Origin of the sequence: Neorhizobium sp. T25_13 (assembly GCF_002968675.1) — a bacterium.
Classification (GTDB): domain Bacteria; phylum Pseudomonadota; class Alphaproteobacteria; order Rhizobiales; family Rhizobiaceae; genus Neorhizobium; species Neorhizobium tomejilense.
In genome coordinates this window covers 1-21,073 of the sequence record NZ_PVBI01000010.1, presented here as the reverse complement: position 1 = coordinate 21,073, position 21,073 = coordinate 1, and the positions used below count along the sequence as shown (strand labels likewise).

The following is a 21,073-nucleotide window of genomic DNA, read 5'->3' as shown; positions in this document are numbered from 1 at the left end:
GACCGCTCAATCGAGCCGCATGGCGATGCCGTGCTCTGCCATATAGTGTTTTGCCTGACCGACCGTATAGGTCCCGAAGTGGAAAATCGATGCGGCCAGCACCGCCGTCGCGTGGCCCTGTTTGATGCCGGCGACCATGTCGTCCAGGTTTCCGACCCCGCCCGACGCGATGACCGGTGCCCGGACGCTGTCGGCGATCATCCGCGTCAGCTCCAGGTCGTAGCCGCTCTTGGTGCCGTCCCGGTCCATGGAGGTGACGAGCAGCTCGCCGGCGCCGCGCTCGACCATCTTGACGGCGAACTCGACGGCATCGATGCCGGTCGCGTTGCGGCCACCATGCGTGTAGATCTCCCAGGCGCTGAGATTGTCGCCACCGATCGCCTGACTGCGCCGCCGCTTGGCGTCGATCGACACGACGATGCACTGGTTGCCGAACTTGTCGGCGGCCTCAGCCACGAAATCCGGATTGTTGACCGCCGCCGAGTTGATCGCGACCTTGTCGGCGCCGGCCAGCAGCAGCTTGCGGATATCGCCGACGGCACGCACGCCGCCGCCGACGGTGAGCGGCATGAAGCAATGGTCGGCGGTGCGGGCGACGACGTCGAAGATCGTCTCGCGATTGTCGGAGGAGGCGGTGATGTCGAGGAAGCAGAGTTCGTCGGCACCGGCGGCGTCATAAGCTTTTGCAGCCTCTACGGGATCGCCGGCATCGATGAGGTCGACGAAGTTGACGCCTTTCACGACGCGGCCGTCCTTGACGTCCAGGCAGGGGATGACGCGGGCTTTGAGGGTCATGCGGCACGTCCTTGTCTGGAGCGGATCAGGGCCAGCGCTTCCTTGGGATCGATGCTGCCGTCATACAGCGCACGGCCGGAAATTGCGCCTTCGAGCCGGGCCGCATCCGGCTCCAGCATGCGGCTGATGTCGTCGAGCGAGGCAAGCCCGCCCGATGCGATGACCGGAATGGAGATGGCATCGGCGAGTTCCAGCGTCGAGGCCCAGTTGATACCGGCCAGAATGCCGTCGCGGTCGATGTCGGTATAGATGATCGCCGAAACGCCGGCGCCTTCGAATTTCTTCGCCAGTTCGATGACGCCGAGCTCTGATGCTTCCGCCCAGCCCTCGACCGCGACCTTTCCGCCCTTGGCGTCGATGCCGACGGCGACCTTGCCCGGAAACTGCCTGCAGGCCTCGATGACCAGCGCCGGATCGCGCACCGCGACGGTGCCGAGGATGACGCGGGCAAGCCCGCGTGCCAGCCAGTTTTCGATATGGTCGAGCGTGCGGATGCCGCCGCCGAGCTGCACAGGGTTCTTCGTGGCTTTCACGATCGCGTCGACGGCGGCGCCGTTGACGCTTGTCCCCGCGAAGGCGCCGTTCAGGTCTACCACATGCAGCCACTCGAACCCCTGGTCCTCGAAAGCCTTGGCCTGGGCTGCGGGATCGGGATTGTAGACGGTGGCCTGGTCCATGTCGCCGAGCTTGAGGCGCACGCACTGGCCGTCCTTCAGGTCGATTGCAGGAAAGAGGATCATGTCTTCGGTCCTTGAGAGTTCGCGCGAGCTCAGGGCTTCCAGCGCAGGAAATTGGAGATGAGGGCAAGCCCTAGTGTCTGGCTTTTCTCAGGGTGAAACTGGGAGCCCGCCACATTGTCACGGCCGACGAACGCGGTCATCGAACCGCCGTACTCGGTAGTCGCGATCACGTCGCTGCGGTGCTTGGCCGCCAGATGGTAGGAATGCACGAAATAGGCGTGCAGGCCGTCCGGTCCGGTCGGGATGCTATCGAACAACGGGTGGGGGTGATGGATATCGAGCGTGTTCCAGCCGATCTGCGGGATCTTGAGGCTGGGATCGGAAGGCGTCATCTCGACGACGTCGCCTTCGATCCAGCCGAACCCGTCGGTGGTCGTCTTTTCAAGCCCGCGCGACGACATTAGCTGCATGCCGACGCAGATGCCGAGGAAAGGGCGGCCCTTGTGCTCGACGACGTCGAGGATGGCTTCCCGCATGCCCGGCACGGCGGCGAGGCCGGCGCTGCAGTCCGCATAGGCGCCGACGCCCGGCAGCACGATACGGTCGGCGCTGGCGACGGCCTCGGCCTTGTCGGTCAGGTCGATGATCGCGTCGATGCCGGCTTCCCGGGCAGCCCGTTCAAAGGCCTTGGTCGCGGAACGCAAATTGCCGGACCCGTAGTCGATGATTGCGACGCGCATCAGCGCCCTCCATGTTCGAAAAGGCCCATGTGCGGGGCCTGCCATCCGGCGGCGGGCGGTTTTGCCTGTTTTGCCCACTCGGCCGAGACCGGCATTGGTTGTTGTTCCGGCTGCGGCAGGCCAGAGAAATAGATCTCCTCGGCCGTGCGCAGATCGTGGGCGGAGATCACCGTTTCCAGTGTCCAGCCGCGACGGATCAGCGCTTCGGAGCGATAATGTCGGCCCTCGAGTGCCGTGAGCAGGCTGGTGGCGAAACCAAGCAGCAGGCCGGCGGTCCAGAAACCAGGAACCTGCATCAGGATGCCGCTGCCGATCTGGATCAGCAGCACCATGATCCCGGCAATCCACAGCCCATGCCAGAACAGCCAGATCCACGGAAACAACAGCGCCAGCCAGGAAATCCCGTCCCGCAGAACGAGGGTCGACTGGAAATCCCTTTCGGGTCCGCTTCGCGGTTCATTGGGCGGTGTCAGAACGAGATAGCTTCTCAAGGATTGTCTCCTCAAGCAGTCAGACCAGCATTCCCTTGGTCGAAGGAACGCGATTGGCCTGCCGCGGGTCGATTTCAATGGCGGCGCGAAGTGTCCGTGCCACGGCTTTGAAGCAGGTCTCGGCGATATGATGGTTGTTGGCGCCGTAATGGTTCAGGACATGCAGCGTGATGCCGGCATTCTGGGCAAGCGCCTGAAAAAATTCCCGCACCAGTTCCGTATCGAACGTGCCGATCTTCGGGGCGCTGAACGCGACGTTCCAGACCAGGAACGGCCGGCCGGACACGTCGATGGCCGCCTTGGTCATCGTCTCGTCCATGGCAAGGTCGAGCGAGGCGTAACGGGTGATGCCGCGACGGTCGCCGAGCGCCTTGGAGATCGCCTGGCCGATCGCGATACCGGTGTCTTCCACCGTATGGTGGTCGTCGATATGCAGGTCGCCGGTGACCTCGATGTCCATGTCGATCAGCGAATGTCGCGAGAGCTGGTCCAGCATGTGGTCGAAAAAGCCGACGCCCGTGGAAATCCTGGCCGCGCCGGCGCCGTCGAGATTGACGGAAACGGAAACGGAGGTTTCGTTGGTCTTGCGGACGATGTTGCCCACGCGTGCGGTAGTCGTCTCACCCATCTGGGTCTGCTCCATGCGATCGATCTGCGCTCCTTATCAGGCACTACGTCAAATATCCAGCAAAAGCAGGGCAGTGGCGGCGGCATTGCGTCATGAGATTGCATTCGTCCTGGACCGTCTTACATAAATGTCCAACGGGGCCGGAATGCTCTGAAACGAATGCCCGCAGGACGGGCCAACAGGTGGCTTATGACAACCATTATTACTGTTCGGAAAGGCGGCAAGGTCATCATGGCCGGCGATGGCCAGGTGAGCCTCGGCCAGACCGTGATGAAGGGCAACGCCCGCAAGGTGCGCCGCATCGGCAAGGGCGAAGTGATCGCCGGTTTCGCCGGTGCGACCGCCGATGCTTTCACGCTGCTCGACCGGCTTGAAAAGAAGCTCGAACAATATCCGGGCCAGCTGATGCGCGCCGCCGTCGAGCTTGCCAAGGACTGGCGCACGGACAAGTACCTGCGCAATCTCGAAGCGATGATGCTGGTCGCCGACAAATCGACCACACTGGCGGTTACCGGCAATGGTGACGTGCTGGAACCGGAGCACGGAACGATCGCGATCGGGTCGGGCGGTAACTATGCCTATGCGGCCGCACGCGCGATGATGGATTCGGACAAGTCGGCCGAGGAGATCGCTAGGAAAGCTCTCGATATCGCCGCCGATATCTGCGTCTACACCAACCATAACCTGGTCATCGAAACGCTGGATGCCGATGGCTGACGGCGCGCCCCGCTATTCGTTTCGTGATGTCGCGGCAGAGGATTTTCCTCTGCTCGCGCAGTGGCTCGCCGAGCCGCATATCGCGAAATGGTGGGGTGGGGTCGACGAGGAACTGGCAGGCATCGAATATTCGATGACCAGCGTCGAGACCCGGCCGATGATCGCGGAACTGGACGGCAGGCCGATCGCCTATCTCCAGTATTACGATCCGCATCTTGAAGAAGGTCATCCCTATCAGGATCAGCCGAAGGGCACACTTGGCGTCGATATCTCGATCGGCAATGCTGAGCTTGTCGGCATCGGCCACGGCAGCGCGATCATCCGCCAGCTGGTAGCTGAGCTTTTCGAAAGCGGCGCGAGAAGGATCGTCATCGATCCGGATCCGGAGAACGCCCGGGCGATCCGCGCCTATGAAAAGGCCGGCTTCCGCTATGTCGACACCAGGACATCCATTTACGGTCCGGCCCATTTCATGGCGCTGGACGCACCAGAAGAAACGGATTTGACATGAGTAACTTTTCACCCCGGGAAATCGTCTCCGAGCTGGATCGGCACATTATCGGCCAGCACGACGCCAAGCGCGCGGTGGCGATCGCGCTGCGCAACCGCTGGCGCCGTCACCAGCTCGACGAGAGCCTGCGCGACGAAGTGATGCCCAAGAACATCCTGATGATCGGCCCGACCGGCGTCGGCAAGACGGAGATCTCGCGTCGCCTGGCGAAGCTCGCCGGCGCCCCCTTCATCAAGGTCGAAGCGACCAAATTCACCGAAGTCGGTTATGTTGGCCGCGATGTCGAGCAGATCATCCGCGATCTCGTCGAGATCGGCATCGGCCTCGTGCGCGACAAGATGCGCGCCGACGTGCAGGCGAAGGCCCATATGAGCGCCGAGGAACGGGTGCTCGATGCCCTGGTCGGCGCGACATCCTCGCCCGCCACCCGCGAAAGCTTCCGCAAGAAGCTGCGCGCCGGCGAGCTTGACGACAAGGAAATCGACATCGAGGTCACTGACACCGGCGCCGGCATGCCCGGCTTCGAGATCCCCGGCATGCCAGGCGCCAATATCGGCGTCTTGAACCTGTCGGAAATGTTCGGCAAGGCGATGGGCGGCCGCACCAAGAAGGTCCGTACCACCGTCAAGAAATCCTATGGCGAGCTGATCCGCGACGAATCCGACAAGCTGATCGACAACGAGGTCATCCAGCGCGAAGCCGTTCGCTCGGTCGAAAATGACGGCATCGTCTTCCTCGACGAGATCGACAAGATCGCCGCCCGTGACGGCGGCATGGGCGCCGGTGTGTCCCGCGAAGGCGTACAGCGCGACCTGCTGCCGCTGGTCGAAGGCACCACGGTCTCGACCAAATACGGACCGGTGAAGACCGATCACATCCTGTTCATCGCCTCGGGCGCCTTCCACGTCTCCAAGCCTTCCGACCTCCTGCCGGAACTCCAGGGCCGCCTGCCGATCCGGGTCGAGCTGAGGCCGCTCACCAAGGAAGACTTCCGCCGCATCCTGACCGAAACCGAGGCAAGCCTCATCCGCCAGTACAAGGCGCTGATGGAAACGGAAGAGCTGACGCTCGACTTCACCGAGGATGCGATCGACGCTCTGGCGGATGTCGCCGTGCATCTCAACTCTTCGGTCGAGAATATCGGTGCCCGCCGGCTGCAGACCGTGATGGAACGGGTGCTCGACGAAATCTCGTTCAACGCACCCGATCAGGGTGGCACGGCGGTGACGATCGATGCGGAATACGTCAAGAAGCATGTTGGCGATCTTGCCGCCGACACCGATCTGTCGCGTTATATTCTCTGAGCGGGCAATCGTGGCAGCCGGGCAACGTCCGGCTGCTCATTTGCCGGCGCTGACGGGATTTTGAACGCCCGCGTCTCGACACAGTCCTTACGCCTCGCGTAAGGGAAGCGCGTTTTCATGGAAATATCCGGCGCTTGAGTGAGTCGGTTTGGAATGGCTTTCAGCATCCCGTGCCGGAGAACGGCATAGTCGAAGTCCTGGGACACGCAAAAATCTTGAAACGCATCCTTCTGGCACTGATCCTTGTCGTCGCGACGTCTGCGGCTTCTTCCGCGCTCGCAGGCGGACTTACGATGGTTCCCGAAGGAAACCGTCACGCGGAACAGCCGAAGGTTCCTGGCGCTTCCGTACGCCGGACCCGGGCCGGCCGCACCACCTTCGATGACAAATACGAGAAGATCCGCGATCTTTTGGCCTCCGACAAGAAGCTGATCGCCAAGGTGAGGTCGACGGCCGCCGATTACGGTATCGATCCGATCCACATGATCGGCGCGATCGTCGGCGAGCACACCTACAATGTCGATGCCTACGACCGGCTGCAGACCTATTACGTCAAGGCCGCCGCCTATGCCGGCAACAGTTTCCGTTTCGGCTACGGCGACGAGAGCATCCAGCAGTTCCTCGACCGGCCGGAATTCAGCAAATGCGGCGATTTCGCCGATTCCTACAAGCTCTGGACCTGCCGTGAAGGCGTCTGGGAAAAGAGTTTTCGCGGCCGTTCGGTTGGCGGCACCTCGTTTCCGGACAACCGCTTCAGTGCGGTCTTCTTTCAGCCATTCTATGCCGGCCAGACTTTTGGCCTCGGCCAGGTCAATCCGCTGACGGCGCTGATGCTCTCGGACATGGTGGCCAGAACCTCCGGTTATCCGAAGCTCGACGAGAATAAAGCGGCAGCGGTCTATGATGCGATCATGGATCCGGACAAGTCGCTCGCCTATATGGCAGCCAGCATCCGCCGCTCCATCGACGACTACAAGACGATCGCCGGCATGGATATCTCCCGCAATCCCGGCATCACCGCGACGCTCTACAATACCGGCGGTTCGGCGCAGCGCGCCGCAGCGCTTGCCGCCCGTGGCGGCCTGCCGGAGGAAAATTATTACGGCTGGCTGGTCAACGACAAGCTCGCCGAGTTGAAATCCCTGCTCTGACGACTGATACTCCCTCCATAGGAAACCCCTGAGGAGGGCTGTCCATGGACATCCGCCCCGAACCCTTCGTTCCGCCGGCGCCCCCGCTTCGAGATCGGCTGCTGAACCCGATCGAGGTCATCTGGACTGCGCTGCGCAATCCGCTGGAGCTCTGGGGCAAGGTTTCCTACACGCTGCCCTGGTTCGAGACGAAGTTCTTCAAGGAACGGACGCTGATCGTCAACCATCCCGGGCTTATCCGACATATCCTGGTGGACAATGTCAGCAACTACGAGATGTCGGAAATCCGCCAGCTCGTCCTTCGCCCGATCCTCCGGGACGGCCTGCTGACGGCGGAAGGCGAGGTCTGGAAACGCTGCCGCAAGGCAATGGCACCGGTTTTCACGCCCAAGCATTCCCGCGGTTTTGCCGGCCAGATGCTGAGCCAGACTGAGGAGTTCTCAAGGAAATATGCCGAGGCCGGCGCCGAGGGCTCGGTCCGGGATATTTCCGTCGACATGACGGAACTGACCTATGCCATCCTCGCCGAAACCCTGTTTTCCGGCGAGATCGCCGGGAACAAGGAGACTGTTGCCGACGATGTCGACCAGCTTCTGCATCGCATGGGCCGGATCGACCCGATGGACATGCTGCGCGCGCCGCCCTGGGTGCCACGCGTCACGCGCATCGGCGGCAGGCGGATCCTCGACAAGTTCCGGCGGGTGGTCGCCGAAACCATGCTTATGCGGCAGGAGCGGATGCGCAAACATCCGGGTGACGTGCCGCAGGATTTCCTGACGCTGCTGCTTCAATTGGCCGGTCCCGACGGACTGACGATGGGCGAGATCGAGGACAACATCCTTACCTTCATCGGCGCAGGGCACGAGACGACGGCCCGGGCGCTGGCCTGGACGCTCTATTGCGTCGCGGAATCGCCATCGGTACGGCAGAACATGGAGGAAGAGATCGACCGCGTTCTGGCGACCGGCGCCGATCCGGTCGAATGGTTGGAACTGATGCCCTGGGTGCGGGCGGCGTTCGAGGAGGCATTGCGGCTCTATCCGCCAGCGCCTTCGATCAACCGGGAGGCGATCAGCGACGACAGCTGGACGAGCCCGGAAGGCAAGACGGTCAGGATCGACGCCGGCGTGACCGTGCTGGTCATGCCCTGGACGCTGCACCGCCACGAGCTTTATTGGGAGAAGCCGCGGGCCTTCATGCCCGAGCGTTTTGTGCCCGAGAACCGCGGCAAGCTGAACCGGTTCCAGTATCTGCCTTTCGGCGCGGGGCCTCGCACCTGCATCGGCGCCACCTTCGCCCTGCAGGAGGCGGTGATCGCGCTTGCGGTGCTGATGGGTCGCTATCGTTTCGATGTGACGCCGGAAACCAAGGTCTGGCCGGTCCAGAAGCTGACCACCCAGCCGCGAGATGGTCTGCTGATGCGGGTCAGTCCGCGACATCAGAGGTCTCCTGTGGTGAATTGATCTTGGCGGCCTATGCGCTATTGATCCATCGACCCGATCTTCAGGATTTTCGCGTGGCCTCTTCCTTTCCTCCCGGCCCTCTCCTTCTCGGAATTGATACCGGCGGCACCTATACCGATGCGGTGCTGTTCCGCGAGGGCGAAGGCGTTATCGCCAAGGCCAAATCGCTGACGACCCGGCATGATCTGGCGGTGGGCATTGCCGGCGCCGTCGATTCGGTGCTGGAAAAGAGCGCGGTTTCCGCTTCGGCTATCGGCCTCGTTTCGCTGTCGACGACGCTTGCCACCAATGCGCTGGTCGAAGGGCAGGGCGGTCGTGCCGCCCTGATCATGATCGGCTTTGCCGCGGAGGATCTGACCCGCGGCGGACTTGCGGAGGCGCTCGGAAATGACCCGGTGATCTTCCTGCCCGGAGGCCATGACGTGCAAGGCAACGAAACGCCGCTCGACATGGGGGCTCTGGAGGCGGCCATGCCCACGCTTGGCGGAACGGTGTCTTCCTTTGCGGTCGCTGGTTATTTCGCTGTCCGAAATCCGGCTCATGAAATCCGGGTGAGGGACCGCATTCGCGCGCTTTCGCATCTGCCCGTCACCTGCAGCCACGAGCTTTCGTCGAAACTCGGCGGTCCCCGCCGTGCGTTGACCACGCTTCTGAACGCCCGGCTGGTGTCGATCATCGACCGGCTGGTGGGTTCCTGCGAGGGCTTTCTGACCGCGCGCGGCATCACGGCGCCGATGATGGTGGTGCGCGGCGATGGTGCCCTGATCTCCGCCGCCGAAGCCCGGCTGCGGCCGATCGAGACCATCCTTTCCGGTCCTGCTGCAAGCCTCGTCGGTGCGCATTTCCTCACCGGGCTCGATCAGGCGGTCGTCTCCGATATCGGCGGCACGACCACGGACGTTGCGGTTCTCGATGGCGGGCGGCCGAAGCTGGCGGAAGAAGGCGCCGTCGTCGGCGGTCATCGCACCATGGTGGAGGCCGTGGCGCTGCGCACCTACGGGCTCGGCGGCGATTCCGAAGTCCATATCGACGACCGCGGCCTCGAAGCCCGGCTCACGCTCGGTCCGCGCCGGCTTCTGCCGCTGAGCCTTGCCGCGATGGTGCATGGCGAGATCATCCTGTCGACGTTGGAAAGGCAGCTGCGGGCCAGCCATGCGGGACGGCACGACGGCCGCTTCGCGGTGCGGACCGGCGTGCCGGATGTGATGGCCCAAGGCCTGCAGCCGCCGGAACAGGCGCTTTTTGCCCGCATCGGCAACGTGCCGGTTTCGCTCAACGATCTTCTGACCATGAATTCGCAAAGGGCGGTCCTCGACCGGCTGGTTGCGAGAGGGCTGGTGCATCTCTGCGGCATCACCCCGTCCGATGCCCTGCACGTGCTCGGCCGCCAGAACCAATGGCACGGAGAGGCTGCAAGGCTTGGGCTGGAACTCGCCGCCCGGCGCAAGGACGGCGCAGGGCGCGGGATCGCCGCTTCCCCGGAAGACTTGGCCGAGAAGATCGTAAGCCGGCTGACGCGCCAGTCGTCCGAAGCGGTGCTCGCAGCCTGTCTCGCCGAAGACGGCGCCGAAGCCATCGATCCCGCGGTTTCGCTTGCCGTCGACCGAGCGCTGAAACGGGTCCCCGGCATCGCCCGGTTCTCCGTCTCGCTGGATCGTCCGCTGATCGGGCTCGGGGCTTCCGCACCCGTCTATTATCCGGCGGTCGCGAATATGCTGGGCGCGCAGTCGGTCATTCCGGTCGATGCCGATGTCGCAAACGCCGTCGGGGCGGTGGTTGGCCAGGTCCGTGCCAGCGTTACAGTTGTTGTCACCTCGCCGGAGGAGGGCCGATTTATAGTGTCCGGAGCGGGCGAGCGTATTGCGGTCATCGGCGAAACCGAAGCACTGGCAACGGCCCGTGACCGCGCAATCACAGCCGCGCTGGCGCAGGCGAATGCAGATGGCGCCGGGGACGCCGCCGTGACCGTCTCGGAAGAACTGGATGCGCCGGAAATCGAGGGCTCGCGAAAATTCGTTGAGGCGCGGATCACCGCCGTTGCTGTCGGCAGGCCGAGGATAGCCGTTTTCCAAGCGGTTTAGCCCGGTTATGCGCTCGACGCCCAGAATGTATCGCCCTTTAAGCTCTCTTCAAAAGGGCGTAAGTTGGCCGGTATTTATTCCAGCTGGGAAAAATTGCAGTGATCACCAATCTCGCCGATCTGGAAATCTTCGTCAAAGTGGCAACCACCGGAAACATGTCGGCGGCGGCAAAGAGCCTCGGCATTTCGCCGGCCGTGGTTTCGAAGCGTATCAAGCGGCTGGAGGAGCAACTGGGGACGCGCCTCCTGCAGCGCACCACCCGCCAGATCGGGATGACCGACGCCGGCAAGGGTTTTTACGACAGGATCGCCAACGTCCTGACCGGGATCGAGGATGCCGAGCAGTTCGTCTCAGGCCGGTCGACCGAGATCGCCGGCAATCTGCGCATCTCCGCGCCGACCTCGTTCGGGCGAATGCATATCGCGCCTCATCTGCCGGCATTCATGCAGGCAAACCCGCATCTGTCGATCGACCTGATGCTGTCGGATGAGTTCACGGATATCATCGCCCAGGGTTTCGACGTGGCGATCCGCATATCCGAGCTGAGAGATTCGAGCCTCGTCGCCCGAAAGCTCGTGCAGGTCCGGCGCATTCTCTGCGCCTCTCCCTCCTACATCGAGCGGCACGGCGCCCCGACAAGCATTGAGGAACTGGCAGACCATCAATGCCTCACGGCCCATAACGGCGAACCCTGGAGGCTGGAAGGTCCCAAAGGCCCGCTGATTTACCGACCGGCTGGAAGGCTGAACACAAATTCGAGCGAAGTCATCCGCGAAGCAGTGATCGCCGGCCTTGGCATCGCGCTAAGATCCACCTGGGACATCGGCAACGAACTCCAGGACGGGCGTTTGGTGAGTGTAATGCCCGGATATGAAGGCTCCAAGAATGTCTCGGTCTCGGCTGTCTATCCCAGCCGGCAGCATCTTCCCTCCAAGGTCCGGGCGTTCATCGAGTATCTGGCGGACCTCTATGGGCCAACGCCTTATTGGGAGCGGCATTCCCCGGAGGCAGGCCGGAAATAGCTGCTATCGGCAAAATTATTTCCGATATGGCATAAGTCATTCAATATTTGTGCAATTGCAATTTCGCTCGCCAACAACGACAGTCGCGGCATGAAAAATTCGGAGGAACCGATGGCCCGTATCGAAAAAAATGGTCTCGCAATCGACGAGAAGCTCCACGACTTCCTGGTGAAGGAAGCGCTGCCGGGCACCGGTGTCGATGCCGACCGCTTCTTCTCCGAGTTTTCGAAGATCGTCCACGATCTGGCGCCGAAGAACCGCGAACTTCTCGCCAAGCGCGACGCCTTCCAGGCAAAGCTCGACGGCTGGTACCGCAAGAACGGCGCCCCCAGCGATCTGGCAGTTTACGAAGCCTTCCTGCGCGACATCGGCTACCTGCTGCCGGAAGGGCCGGACTTTACAGTTTCGACCAACAAGGTCGATCCGGAAATCGCCGAGATCGCCGGTCCGCAACTGGTCGTACCGGTCATGAATGCCCGTTATGCGCTGAATGCCGCCAATGCCCGCTGGGGTTCGCTCTACGATGCGCTCTACGGTACGGACGCCATTCCCGAGACGGACGGTGCCCAAAAGGGCAAGGGCTACAACCCGATCCGCGGCGCCAAGGTCATCGCCTGGGCGCGGGATTTTCTCGATCAGTCGGTGCCGCTTTCAGGTGCAAGCTGGACGAACGTCACCTCGTTCGTCGTGACGGGTGGAACGCTTGCGGCGGCAGCCCAGGATGGCAAGACGGTCAATCTTGCCGATCCGGCGCAGTTTGCCGGCTATCTCGGCGAACCCGCCAAGCCGACGCACCTGCTGTTGACGAAGAACGGCCTGCATATCGAAATCCTGATCGACGCCACGACGGCGATCGGCAGGGACGATCCGGCCCGGATTTCCGATGTCTGGCTGGAATCGGCGCTGACCGCCATCATGGACTGCGAGGATTCGATCGCCGCCGTCGATGCCGAGGACAAGGTCGTCGTCTACCGCAACTGGCTCGGCCTGATGAACGGCGACCTTCAGGAGGAGGTGGCCAAGGGCGGCAAGTCCTTCATCCGCAAGCTCAACCCGGATACCGCTTTCAAGTCGCCCGTGGGCGGCGAAGTCACCGTGAAGCGCCGCTCGCTGATGCTGATCCGCAATGTCGGTCACCTGATGACCAATCCGGCAGTGTTGGATAGCGAGGGCAGGGAGGTGCCGGAAGGCATCATGGACGCCATGGTCACGGCGCTGATTGCGATCCGCGATATCGGCCCCAACGGTCGCCGCCAGAACTCGCGGGCCGGCTCCATGTATGTGGTGAAGCCGAAGATGCACGGGCCGGAAGAGGTCGCCTTCGCCTGCGAGATTTTTGCCCGCGTCGAACAGGCGCTCGGTCTTCCCACCAATTCCATGAAAATGGGCATCATGGATGAGGAACGCCGCACCACCATCAACCTCAAGGCCTGCATCCGCGAGGCGCGCGAGCGCGTCGTGTTCATCAACACCGGCTTCCTCGACCGTACCGGCGACGAGATCCACACCTCGATGGAAGCAGGCCCGATGATCCGCAAGGGCGACATGAAACAGGCCGCCTGGATTGCGGCCTACGAGAACTGGAACGTCGATATCGGCCTCGAATGCGGCCTGTCCGGCCATGCGCAGATCGGCAAGGGCATGTGGGCCATGCCGGACTTGATGGCGGCGATGCTGGAGCAGAAGATCGCCCACCCGAAAGCCGGCGCCAACACCGCCTGGGTTCCGTCGCCGACCGCAGCCACGCTGCATGCCACCCACTATCACAAGGTCGACGTTACCGCCGTTCAGGCCGGCCTGAAGAGCCGCCCCCGCGCCAAACTGTCGGATATCCTCTCCGTGCCGGTCGCCGTTCGGCCGAACTGGACCGCGGAGGAAATCCAGCGCGAGCTCGACAATAATGCGCAAGGGATTCTCGGTTATGTCGTCCGCTGGATCGATCAGGGTGTCGGCTGCTCCAAGGTGCCGGACATCAACAATGTCGGCCTGATGGAAGACCGCGCGACGCTGCGCATTTCCGCCCAGCACATGGCGAACTGGCTCCGTCACAAGCTCGTCAGCGAAGAGCAGATCGTCGAGACGATGAAGCGCATGGCCGGCGTCGTCGATGGCCAGAATGCCGGCGACCCGCTCTACATCCCGATGGCCAGGGATTTCGAGGGCTCAGTCGCCTTCCAGGCGGCGCTCGATCTGGTGCTCAAGGGCCGAGAGCAGCCGAATGGTTATACCGAGCCGGTCCTGCATCGCCGCCGGATCGAGCTGAAAGCCAAGCTCCCGGCTGACCGGAGAGCAGAGAACTGAACAAAGAAAAAGGCCGCCGGAGACATCTCTCGGCGGCCTTTTCGTATTCTCGTCGAATTTCGCGATTACTGGACCACCACGACCTTGGTTTCGCGGCCCGGACGGACGCGGCTGTAAAGGTCGATGACGTCCTGGTTGATCAGGCGGATGCAGCCCGACGAAGCCGCGGTGCCGATCGAGTTCCATTCCGGCGTACCGTGCAGACGGAAGAGCGTATCCTGGCCCTTTTCGTTGAACAGGTACATGGCGCGGGCGCCTAGCGGGTTGCTGAGGCCGGGCCCCATGCCGTCTTCGACGTATTTTGCGACGTCCGGACGACGGCCGGCCATTTCCTTCGGCGGGTGCCAGGTCGGCCATTCCTGCTTCCAGGCGACATAGGCCGTGCCCGACCAGGCAAAACCCTGCTTGCCGACGCCGATGCCGTAGCGCATCGCCTTGCCGTTCGGCATGATGTAATAGAGATGGCGTTCACGCGTGTTGACGACGATCGTGCCCGGCTTTTCGCTGGTCTGATAGCTGACGATCTGGCGGACATACTGCTTGGCCACCTTGTTGATCGGGATCGCCGGCAGAGTATAGCCGGCGTCTCTCACCGAACCGTAGGAGTCGGTAAAGATCTGTTCGGTGTAGGAGGCCGTGGCCACCTGGGTGCCGCCGCCGGGGATCGTGGAGGCGCAACCGGCCAAGGCAGCAGTTGCCAACAAGCCGAGTGCGAGCATGCTAGTGCGAAAGCGCATGGAAATCTCTTGGATAAACGAATCGATTTAGAAGGACGTCTGGCCCATCTTTGATGACGGGTTATTTTCGATTAAACTACGCTTGGCAAGCGCTGCAGCGCATCAAAACAGAGCCGGCGCATGATTGAAAAAAGCCATGGCGTTTTTGCAACATCATGGAAGCGGTTTTTCGGGATTCTATGACTATACTCAACCTTGCCAGTAATAATCCGTTAATAGATGGGCGGCAGTCGGCCCGCGCCATGCTGGTGCGCAAGGGCGTCCAGATTCTGCTCCACGACATGCGACATGCGATATTGCCGGAACTCGTGCTGTCGAGCGGAAGGCGAGCCGACCTGGTGACCATTTCGGAAAAGGGCGAGATCTGGATCGTCGAGATCAAGACGTCGATCGAAGATTTCCGCGTTGACCGCAAGTGGCCGGAATACCGGTACTTCTGCGACCGCCTGTTTTTCGCGACGCACAAGGACGTGCCTCTCGACATCTTCCCGGAGGATTGCGGCCTTTTCCTCTCGGACGGTTATGGCGGGCATCTGCTGCGTGACGCACCGGAACACAGACTGCCGCCCGCCACCCGCAAGGCGATGACGCTGAACTTCTCGCGCGCCGCCGCCCAGCGCCTGATGTTGGCGGAATGGGCGACCGGCAAGACGTTCGACGATGGCGGCTGATTATTTCGGCGCGCGCTTGGCGAGGATGCGCTGCAGCGTGCGGCGATGCATGTTGAGCCGGCGCGCCGTCTCGGACACGTTACGCTCGCACATCTCGTAGACCCGCTGGATGTGTTCCCAGCGCACGCGATCCGCCGACATCGGGTTTTCCGGTACGTCCGCCCGCTCGCCCGGCCGCTGCGTCAGCGCGCCAAAAATGTCGTCCGCATCGGCGGGCTTGGCGAGATAATCGAGCGCCCCGAGCTTTACCGCGGTCACGGCCGTTGCGATATTGCCGTAGCCGGTCAGCACGATCACCTTGGTATCCTCGCGGCTCTGACGGATCGCTTCGATCACATCCAGCCCGTTGCCGTCGCCGAGGCGCAAATCCACCACCGCATATTTCGGCGGCCGCGCCTTCGTCTTGGCGATGCCTTCCGCGACGGACTCCGCCGTGTCGACCAGAAAGCCGCGGGTCTCCATCGCCCGGGCCAGCCGGCGCAGGAACGGCCCGTCGTCATCGACGATCAGCAGCGAAGGATCAGGTCCGAGTTCTGGGTCGGCATGAGCCTTGGTCGGTTCCGGGTGTGTTTCCATCTCTTTTTCTCCGCGGGTTTCGAAGGCCCGCTTGCCTTTTCATGATGATCGGCCGACTGGCCGGCCTATTTCAAGTCCTGCGCGTCCATCACCGAGCGCGGCCATTCGATATGAATGCGGGCACCCGGTTCGCCGCTGTCGCGGTTGCCGAAACGGATCGAGGCTCCGGACCGTTCGAGCAGCGTCTTGGCGATGAAGAGGCCGAGGCCTAGCCCACCGGCCCGTTCGTCTTCCTTGGGCCTCTTCGTCATATAGGGTTCACCGATCCGCGAAAGAATATCCGGCGCATAACCCAGGCCGTCGTCCTCGATGGTGATCGCAACCCGCTCGGCGTCGTGCTCCACCGTGACGATCACCTTGCTCTTGGCATAATCGACGGCATTTTCGATCAGGTTGCCGAGCCCATATATAATGCCGGCATTGCGGTTGCCGACCGGTTCGTCGGTTCGGTCGCTCTTCTCCACGAGCTCGATCTCAATGCCGAATTGCCGATGCGGCGCCACCACCTCCTCGACCAGGGAGGAAAGCGGCAACCGGCGCATATGTTCCTCGCTCTCGGCGGAAAGCGAGGTGAGCCGGCGAAGGATGTCGCGACAGCGTTCGCTCTGGCTTCGCAGCAGCAGCACATCCTCGCGGAACTTGTCGTCCGGCGCCAGTTCGCGCTCCATCTCCTTGGCGACGACGCTGATGGTTGCGAGCGGCGTGCCGAGTTCATGGGCAGCAGCGGCGGCCAGCCCGTCGAGCTGCGAGAGATGCTTTTCCCGCTCCAGGACCAGTTCGGTCGCCGCCAGCGCATCGGCAAGCAGCGTCGCCTCATGGCTGACGCGATAGGCATAGAAGGCCGCGAACATCATCATAGAGGCGATCGAACACCAGACCCCGAGCTGCATGACCGGCTGGATCCGGAGCGGCTCGCCTTCGTACCAGGGCACCGCGTAGGGCGAAAAGGCGAGCACCGTGGTGCAGACTAGCGCAAAAACGATCAGCACAAGCGAATGACGCAGCGGCTGGGAAGCGAAGGCGATGATGACCGGAACGCAGATCAGCGGCGCAAACGGATTGGCAAGCCCGCCGGTGATGAACAGCAGCGCTGCCATCTGCAACAGGTCGAAACCGAGCAGCGCCAGCGCCGATTTCGGGCCGAGCCGATGGGTCGGCGGAAACCAGGCCGACAGGGTGAGGTTTGCGACCGCAAGCGCCCCGACCAGGATACCTGCTTCCTGAAGAGGCAGCGGAAACTGCAGCAGCAGCCCGACGATGACCACGGTGATCGTCTGGCCGGCGACCGCAAGCCAGCGCAGCCGCACCAGCGTCTGAAGCCGAATCCGCCGGCTCGAAGGGCCGAATTGCGCAAAACGCACTGAAGGACTGTCTACGCTCACCGTCTGCTCTTTACCTTGCCTTATACAAGTGACTTGCGGCCGCCTTCATAAACCGGCTCGACTTCAGGTCGCAGGCGGCATTCTGTCACGTCCCGCGCGGTTTGGCACGTGTCGTCGGTGCGGCCTCGGCCGGGTCCTCCGGCCACGGGTGTTTCGGATAACGGCCGCGCATTTCGGCCCGCACATCCTTCCAGGAGCCGGCCCAGAAGCCGGGCAGGTCCCGCGTCGTCTGGATCGGCCGATGTGCCGGCGAGTTGAGTTCGAGCAGCAGCGGCAGCTTTCCGCCGGCAATCGCCGGATGTTTCTTCAGCCCGAACAGTTCCTGCACCCGGATCGCCAGGACCGGCTCCTCGCCATCGTAACGGATCGGATGCCGCTCGCCCGTAGGCGCCTCGAAATGCGTCGGCGCCAGCTTGTTGAGATCCTGGGAGACCTCATGCGGAATGAGCGAGCGCAACCCTTCCGAAAGGCTGCCGGGATTGATGGAATCGATGCCCGACGTACTGCCCTGGAACGGGACGAACCATTCGTCGAGCCGGGCGAGCAGCGCCTCGTCGCTCATATCAGGCCAAGGCGCGCCGATCGACCTGTTGAGGAAACCGATCCGGTCGCGCAATTGCGCGCCTTCCTTGGAGAATGGCAGGACCTGAAGCCCCAGTTCCCGCACGCCGTCCGCAAGCGCCTGTGCGGCCCGCTCGCCACTCGGCCGTGGCAGCGGCCTTTCCTCAAAGATGATGGCGCCGAGCCGCGTCACCTTGCGGGCTCGCACCTGCCGGCTCGCCCGGTCGAAGAAACACTCCTCGCTCTCGCGGATCGCGCCGGAAAGCTCAGCCTCGACGTCCGCCCGGCTGATCTCCGCTGCCGCGAGAATACGCGCCTGCGCCGCCCGCCCGGTCAGGTCGGCGATGACAAGCATCTGCGACGCCGCCAGCCGCTCGGTTTCCTGCAGTTCCGCGCCGCGCCCGTTCGCCATCACGAAACGCCCGCGCCCGCCGCGCTGCAGCGCGATCCGGTCCGGATAGGCATGCAGGAGAAGCCTGCCGGCGAGTACCGTTTCCGTCGATTGCGATCGTCTCGGCAGGTTCGAAGCGATCCTGTCCGCAAGCTTCCTTGCGGCGTCGGCCCTGTCGCCGCGTTCGTTGCGGAACCGCCGCAGCCGTTCGTCGAGATCGATGTCGCTGCCGCCGAGCCCCTGTTCGGTCAGGAGCACCGCAAGCAGGCTTGCCTGCCTGCCGAAACCCTCCTCCGCCGCCGAGATAGCCATGGCCGATAACCTGGGCGGAAGCGCCAGCTCCCGCATCAGCCGGCCCTTTTCCGTCAGCCCGCCCTGGGGGTCGAGCGCGCCAAGCTGGGCCAGCAGCACCTTTGCCTCGTTGAAGGCCGGTCCGGGAGGCGGATCGAGAAAGGCAAGCCCCTTCGGATCCTGGGCGCCCCAATGGGCAAGATCGAGAACCAGGCCGGAAAGATCGCTTGCCAGTATTTGCGGCGGCGTGAACGCCTGCAGCGCTGCCGTCTGTCCCGGATGCCAGAGGCGCATCGCGATGCCCGGTTCGGTGCGGCCGGCACGGCCCGCTCGCTGATCGGCCGAGGCGCGGGAAACGCGCACCGTCTCCAGCCGGGTGATCCCGGTCGAGGGCTCGAACACCGGCAGGCGCTGCAACCCGCTATCGATGACAATCCTCACTCCATCTATAGTAATGGAGGTTTCGGCGATCGACGTTGCCAGCACGATCTTGCGCTGCCCGGCGGGCGCCGGCCGGATCGCCAGATCCTGCTCCCTCTGTGAAAGATTGCCGTAAAGCGGCACGACCACGGTCTCCGGCCCGAACCGGTTCGCGAGCCGCTCGGCCGTGCGCAGGATTTCCGCCTGGCCCGGCAGGAAAGCGAGGATGGAACCCGTGTCATTCGCGTGCGCCTCGACGATCGTCCGCGTCATCGCGTCTTCGATCCGTTCGTTCGGCGCGCGGTCGCGATGCTGGATGTCGATCGGAAAAGTCCTGCCTTCGCTCTTTATAACGGGGGGCTCGCCGAGCAGCCCCGCCACCCGCTCCACATCCAATGTCGCCGACATGACGAGGATCTTCACATCGTCGCGCAGTGCCGATTGCACATCCAGCGCCAGCGCCAGACCGAAATCCGCGTCGAGCGACCGCTCGTGGAATTCGTCGAAGATGACGGCGGAAACCCCGTTGAGCTCCGGGTCGTCAAGAATCATCCGGGCGAAAACGCCCTCTGTCACCACTTCGACACGGGTCTTCGCCGAGACCCTGTTGTCGAGACGCATCCGGTACCCGACCCTCTCGCCGACCTGTTCGCCGAGCAGCGACGCCATACGGGACGCGGCTGCGCGCGCCGCCAGCCGCCGCGGTTCGAGCAGGATGATCTTTCCGGTGCACCAGGCCTGGTCCAGCAGCGCGAGCGGCACCAGCGTCGTCTTGCCGGCGCCCGGTGGGGCGGAAAGCACGGCGCGCGTACCTTCGGCCAGCGCCACCATTATATTGCCCAGTACGTCGGTAACGGGAAGCCTTGGCAGGGTCTTCGTGATCGGACCTGCCTCATGCGCTGAGGCCATCAGTGCGAAACCTGTCCGCTGACATGACGATAGGCGAGGATCGCTCCGGCAAGATCCTCGAGCGCTGCGCCCACCGACTTGAAGAGCGTGATCTCGTCCGCGCTTATGCGGCCGGGATGTTTTCCATGCGCGAGTTCGGCCAGTTCCGCCTTGATCCCCTCCTTCGACAGCGCGCCGCTTGCAAGCGACAGAACGATGTCGCCACCTTCCTTCATGGCGCCGGCACGCGTATCGACGAAAACCGACGCGCGCCGCACCGCTTCGTCGTCGCTCTCGCGCATGCTCGGCTTGAAGGCGCCGACGAGATCCAGATGCGCACCCGGCTTCAGCCATTCGCCGCGGATCAGCGGCTCGCTCGATAGCGTCGCGCAGGAAATGATGTCCGCCTGTCCGGCCGCGTGGGCCAGATCCTTGACGGCCACCGCGTCGAGCCCGAGCATCCGTGCTTCGTGCGCCGTCTCTTCGGCCTTCTCTATATTGCGCCCCCAGACGCGGAAATGTTTGAGTGGCCGTGTGATCGCGTGGGCCTGCATGAGGTTGAGCGAAAGCCGACCGGTTCCGACCATCAGCATGATCTCGGCATCTTCCCGCGCAAGATAGCGGGCGGCGAGCGCCGAGGTCGCGGCAGTGCGCCGGGCGGTCAGCTCGCCGCCCTCGACGATCGCCAGCATCTCGCCGGTCTTGCCCGACGAAAGAAGGTAGCTGCCGAAGATGGTCGACAGGGACCGGAGATGATTGTCTGGAAACAGATTGAGGATCTTGACGCCGATATGGTCGCCCGGCACCCAGGCGGGCATCAGCAGCATGACCGCATTTGCCTCACCCGGCACCTCCATCTCATGATGGTGGCGCACTGGCATGACGCAGTCGCTTTTGAACATCGCCTCGATCGCCGCGATGAGTTCCGCAAAGGGGAGTGCATCCCGGGTCTGCACTTCATTCAATACCAGCATGTCATACTCCAGCCGCCAGAAATCGGTTTTACCCTAACAACGCGAAATCGCCGCGTAAAATGGGTTTTTCGGCGCTCCGGAGCTGCCCTTTCGTTAAGCGCTGCTCATTTTATGGCCGGAAATCGCGTGTTTTGGGCAGGTCCCGAGAAAAATGACAGTTTTTTGAAAATGGCTGTTGACTTCAAATGGTGGTGGGATCTATAACCCGCTCACTGAACGAGGGCGGCGGCGCTGCTGGCGACGACGACTTTCGTTCTTCAGAAATCACTGATTGATTGGCGCATGCTGGTTGGGACCG

The 21,073-nt window shown here is 63.0% G+C and carries 19 protein-coding genes; 9 read left to right on the top strand and 10 right to left on the bottom strand.

Features of this window, described 5'->3' with window-relative positions; translation table 11 throughout:
* Positions 1-6: 6 nt before the first annotated feature.
* Genes hisF through hisB form a run of 5 tightly spaced genes read right to left on the bottom strand, consistent with a single transcriptional unit; the run spans position 7 to position 3,334 of the window.
* Positions 7-795, bottom strand: coding sequence for an imidazole glycerol phosphate synthase subunit HisF (gene hisF / locus C5J22_RS22060; RefSeq protein ID WP_105440002.1), 789 nt, complete (start codon positions 793-795; stop codon positions 7-9).
* Positions 792-1,535, bottom strand: coding sequence for a 1-(5-phosphoribosyl)-5-[(5-phosphoribosylamino)methylideneamino]imidazole-4-carboxamide isomerase (gene hisA, locus C5J22_RS22055; RefSeq protein ID WP_105440001.1), 744 nt, complete (start codon positions 1,533-1,535; stop codon positions 792-794). Before hisA ends, hisF begins: the two co-directional genes overlap by 4 nt.
* Before the next feature lie 29 nt (positions 1,536-1,564).
* Positions 1,565-2,215: an imidazole glycerol phosphate synthase subunit HisH gene (gene hisH, locus C5J22_RS22050; RefSeq protein WP_105440000.1), complete on the bottom strand. Its 651-nt coding sequence runs from the start codon at positions 2,213-2,215 to the stop codon at positions 1,565-1,567.
* The gene (locus C5J22_RS22045) at positions 2,215-2,706 is read right to left on the bottom strand and encodes a DUF2628 domain-containing protein (protein ID WP_172746744.1); all 492 of its coding nucleotides are present in this window, start codon (positions 2,704-2,706) and stop codon (positions 2,215-2,217) included. Before C5J22_RS22045 ends, hisH begins: the two co-directional genes overlap by 1 nt.
* A gap of 19 nt (positions 2,707-2,725) precedes the next feature.
* Complete coding sequence (hisB, locus tag C5J22_RS22040) at positions 2,726-3,334, bottom strand: imidazoleglycerol-phosphate dehydratase HisB (RefSeq protein WP_046668209.1); 609 nt, start codon at positions 3,332-3,334, stop codon at positions 2,726-2,728.
* A 189-nt stretch (positions 3,335-3,523) separates the two neighbouring features.
* On the opposite strand from hisB, the gene hslV reads away from it, so the two are divergent.
* The 8 genes from hslV (at position 3,524) to C5J22_RS22000 (ending at position 13,884) form a co-directional block, all read left to right on the top strand.
* Entirely contained in the window at positions 3,524-4,051 is a 528-nt protein-coding gene (gene hslV / locus C5J22_RS22035; RefSeq protein WP_038547464.1) for an ATP-dependent protease subunit HslV, read from the top strand.
* Complete coding sequence (locus C5J22_RS22030) at positions 4,038-4,562, top strand: GNAT family N-acetyltransferase (protein WP_105439998.1); 525 nt, start codon at positions 4,038-4,040, stop codon at positions 4,560-4,562. The genes hslV and C5J22_RS22030 overlap by 14 nt, the downstream gene beginning before the upstream one ends.
* A complete protein-coding gene (gene hslU / locus C5J22_RS22025; protein ID WP_105439997.1) occupies positions 4,559-5,866 on the top strand; it encodes an ATP-dependent protease ATPase subunit HslU in 1,308 nt (435 codons plus the stop codon). Before C5J22_RS22030 ends, hslU begins: the two co-directional genes overlap by 4 nt.
* Positions 5,867-6,081: 215 nt before the next feature.
* Entirely contained in the window at positions 6,082-7,017 is a 936-nt protein-coding gene (locus C5J22_RS22020) for a DUF1402 family protein (protein ID WP_105439996.1), read from the top strand.
* Between the two features lie 44 nt (positions 7,018-7,061).
* Positions 7,062-8,480 (top strand): cytochrome P450, encoded by a 1,419-nt coding sequence (locus tag C5J22_RS22015; RefSeq protein ID WP_105439995.1) that lies wholly within the window; start codon positions 7,062-7,064, stop codon positions 8,478-8,480.
* A gap of 53 nt (positions 8,481-8,533) precedes the next feature.
* Positions 8,534-10,561, top strand: a complete 2,028-nt coding sequence (locus tag C5J22_RS22010) for a hydantoinase/oxoprolinase N-terminal domain-containing protein (protein WP_105440126.1) — start codon at positions 8,534-8,536, stop codon at positions 10,559-10,561.
* 101 nt (positions 10,562-10,662) lie between these two features.
* Entirely contained in the window at positions 10,663-11,583 is a 921-nt protein-coding gene (locus C5J22_RS22005; RefSeq protein ID WP_105440125.1) for a LysR family transcriptional regulator, read from the top strand.
* A gap of 111 nt (positions 11,584-11,694) precedes the next feature.
* Positions 11,695-13,884: a malate synthase G gene (locus C5J22_RS22000; RefSeq protein WP_105439994.1), complete on the top strand. Its 2,190-nt coding sequence runs from the start codon at positions 11,695-11,697 to the stop codon at positions 13,882-13,884.
* A 65-nt stretch (positions 13,885-13,949) separates the two neighbouring features.
* Here C5J22_RS22000 and C5J22_RS21995 read toward each other — a convergent pair whose 3' ends face one another.
* Positions 13,950-14,621 carry a L,D-transpeptidase gene (locus C5J22_RS21995; protein WP_105422070.1) on the bottom strand — a complete coding sequence of 224 codons (672 nt, stop codon included), beginning with the start codon at positions 14,619-14,621 and terminating at the stop codon, positions 13,950-13,952.
* Positions 14,622-14,800: 179 nt separating this feature from the next.
* Here C5J22_RS21995 and C5J22_RS21990 point away from each other — a divergent pair, with 179 nt between their 5' ends.
* Positions 14,801-15,292, top strand: a complete 492-nt coding sequence (locus tag C5J22_RS21990; protein WP_105440124.1) for an MmcB family DNA repair protein — start codon at positions 14,801-14,803, stop codon at positions 15,290-15,292.
* On the opposite strand, the gene C5J22_RS21985 is transcribed toward C5J22_RS21990, so the two are convergent.
* The 4 genes from C5J22_RS21985 to C5J22_RS21970 all read right to left on the bottom strand — a co-directional run bounded on the left by C5J22_RS21985 (position 15,293) and on the right by C5J22_RS21970 (position 20,775).
* Positions 15,293-15,868, bottom strand: coding sequence for an ActR/PrrA/RegA family redox response regulator transcription factor (locus tag C5J22_RS21985; protein WP_046607960.1), 576 nt, complete (start codon positions 15,866-15,868; stop codon positions 15,293-15,295).
* Between the two features lie 65 nt (positions 15,869-15,933).
* Positions 15,934-17,250 (bottom strand): ActS/PrrB/RegB family redox-sensitive histidine kinase, encoded by a 1,317-nt coding sequence (locus C5J22_RS21980; RefSeq protein WP_105439993.1) that lies wholly within the window; start codon positions 17,248-17,250, stop codon positions 15,934-15,936.
* Positions 17,251-17,335: 85 nt separating this feature from the next.
* Positions 17,336-19,822, bottom strand: a complete 2,487-nt coding sequence (gene hrpB, locus C5J22_RS21975; RefSeq protein WP_105439992.1) for an ATP-dependent helicase HrpB — start codon at positions 19,820-19,822, stop codon at positions 17,336-17,338.
* Positions 19,822-20,775: an ornithine cyclodeaminase family protein gene (locus C5J22_RS21970; RefSeq protein WP_105439991.1), complete on the bottom strand. Its 954-nt coding sequence runs from the start codon at positions 20,773-20,775 to the stop codon at positions 19,822-19,824. The genes hrpB and C5J22_RS21970 overlap by 1 nt, the downstream gene beginning before the upstream one ends.
* Between the last annotated feature and the right edge of the window lie 298 nt (positions 20,776-21,073).

Excerpts from the sequence above, each read along its gene's own strand:
- hisH (WP_105440000.1), bottom strand. The coding sequence starts at position 2,215 with ATGCGCGTCGCAATCATCGACTACGGGTCCGGCAATTTGCGTTCCGCG.
- C5J22_RS22015 (WP_105439995.1), top strand. The coding sequence starts at position 7,062 with ATGGACATCCGCCCCGAACCCTTCGTTCCGCCGGCGCCCCCGCTTCGA.
- hrpB (WP_105439992.1), bottom strand. The coding sequence starts at position 19,822 with ATGGCCTCAGCGCATGAGGCAGGTCCGATCACGAAGACCCTGCCAAGG.
- hisB (WP_046668209.1), bottom strand. The coding sequence starts at position 3,334 with ATGGGTGAGACGACTACCGCACGCGTGGGCAACATCGTCCGCAAGACC.
- C5J22_RS22000 (WP_105439994.1), top strand. The coding sequence starts at position 11,695 with ATGGCCCGTATCGAAAAAAATGGTCTCGCAATCGACGAGAAGCTCCAC.
- hisA (WP_105440001.1), bottom strand. The coding sequence starts at position 1,535 with ATGATCCTCTTTCCTGCAATCGACCTGAAGGACGGCCAGTGCGTGCGC.
- hisF (WP_105440002.1), bottom strand. The coding sequence starts at position 795 with ATGACCCTCAAAGCCCGCGTCATCCCCTGCCTGGACGTCAAGGACGGC.
- C5J22_RS22030 (WP_105439998.1), top strand. The coding sequence starts at position 4,038 with ATGCCGATGGCTGACGGCGCGCCCCGCTATTCGTTTCGTGATGTCGCG.
- C5J22_RS21985 (WP_046607960.1), bottom strand. The coding sequence starts at position 15,868 with ATGGAAACACACCCGGAACCGACCAAGGCTCATGCCGACCCAGAACTC.
- C5J22_RS21995 (WP_105422070.1), bottom strand. The coding sequence starts at position 14,621 with ATGCGCTTTCGCACTAGCATGCTCGCACTCGGCTTGTTGGCAACTGCT.
- C5J22_RS21990 (WP_105440124.1), top strand. The coding sequence starts at position 14,801 with ATGACTATACTCAACCTTGCCAGTAATAATCCGTTAATAGATGGGCGG.
- hslV (WP_038547464.1), top strand. The coding sequence starts at position 3,524 with ATGACAACCATTATTACTGTTCGGAAAGGCGGCAAGGTCATCATGGCC.
- hslU (WP_105439997.1), top strand. The coding sequence starts at position 4,559 with ATGAGTAACTTTTCACCCCGGGAAATCGTCTCCGAGCTGGATCGGCAC.
- C5J22_RS21970 (WP_105439991.1), bottom strand. The coding sequence starts at position 20,775 with ATGCTGGTATTGAATGAAGTGCAGACCCGGGATGCACTCCCCTTTGCG.